The 1,259-nt window shown below is 54.3% G+C and carries 1 rRNA gene; it reads right to left on the bottom strand.

Going from position 1 to position 1,259, the window contains the following annotated elements:
* Positions 1-1,259 (bottom strand): 23S ribosomal RNA (locus G577_RS11950); the annotation flags it as partial.

Raw genomic sequence — 1,259 nt, 5'->3', positions numbered from 1 at the left:
GACCTATCTACCTGATCATCTCTCAGGGATCTTACTTTCTTACGAAAAGGGAAATCTCATCTTGAGGGGGACTTCACGCTTAGATGCTTTCAGCGTTTATTCCTGCCCTACGTAGCTACCCAGCGATGCCGTTGGCACGACAACTGGTCCACCAGCGGTAGGTCCATCCCGGTCCTCTCGTACTAAGGACAGCTCCTCGCAAATTTCCTACGCCCGCGACGGATAGGGACCGAACTGTCTCACGACGTTCTGAACCCAGCTCGCGTGCCGCTTTAATGGGCGAACAGCCCAACCCTTGGGACCGACTACAGCCCCAGGATGCGACGAGCCGACATCGAGGTGCCAAACCTCCCCGTCGATGTGGACTCTTGGGGGAGATAAGCCTGTTATCCCCAGGGTAGCTTTTATCCGTTGAGCGATGGCCCTTCCATGCGGTACCACCGGATCACTAAGCCCGACTTTCGTCCCTGCTCGACCTGTTTGTCTCGCAGTCAAGCTCCCTTCTGCCTTTACACTCGTTGAATGATTTCCAACCATTCTGAGGGAACCTTGGGGCGCCTCCGTTACTTTTTGGGAGGCGACCGCCCCAGTCAAACTGCCCATCTGACACTGTCTCCCGCCACGCTTAGTGGCGCGGGTTAGAGTGGCCCTAGCACAAGGGTAGTATCCCACCAGTGCCTCCTACGAGACTCGCGTCCCGTATTCAACGGCTCCTACCTATCCTGTACATGCGCTACAGACACCCAATATCAAATTACAGTAAAGCTCCATGGGGTCTTTCCGTCCTGCCGCGGGTAACCTGCATTTTCACAGGTACTAAAATTTCACCGAGTCTCTCGTTGAGACAGTGCCCAAATCGTTGCGCCTTTCGTGCGGGTCGGAACTTACCCGACAAGGAATTTCGCTACCTTAGGACCGTTATAGTTACGGCCGCCGTTTACTGGGGCTTCAATTCGGACCTTCGCTTACGCTAAGTCCTCCTCTTAACCTTCCAGCACCGGGCAGGCGTCAGCCCCTATACGTCATCTTACGATTTTGCAGAGACCTGTGTTTTTGATAAACAGTCGTTTGGGCCTGGTCACTGCGGCTGCTCTTGCGAGCAGCACCCCTTCTTCCGAAGTTACGGGGTCATTTTGCCGAGTTCCTTAACGAGAGTTCACTCGCTCACCTGAGGATACTCTCCTCGACTACCTGTGTCGGTTTACGGTACGGGCTGGCAACGTCTTGCTAGAAGTTTTTCTTGGCAGTGGGATATTGGA

The sequence above is a fragment of the Tetragenococcus muriaticus DSM 15685 genome, assembly GCF_000423785.1.
Lineage (GTDB): Bacteria > Bacillota > Bacilli > Lactobacillales > Enterococcaceae > Tetragenococcus > Tetragenococcus muriaticus.
Note: the sequence above shows the minus strand (reverse complement) of the source record. Positions and strands in the feature narration are given on the sequence as shown.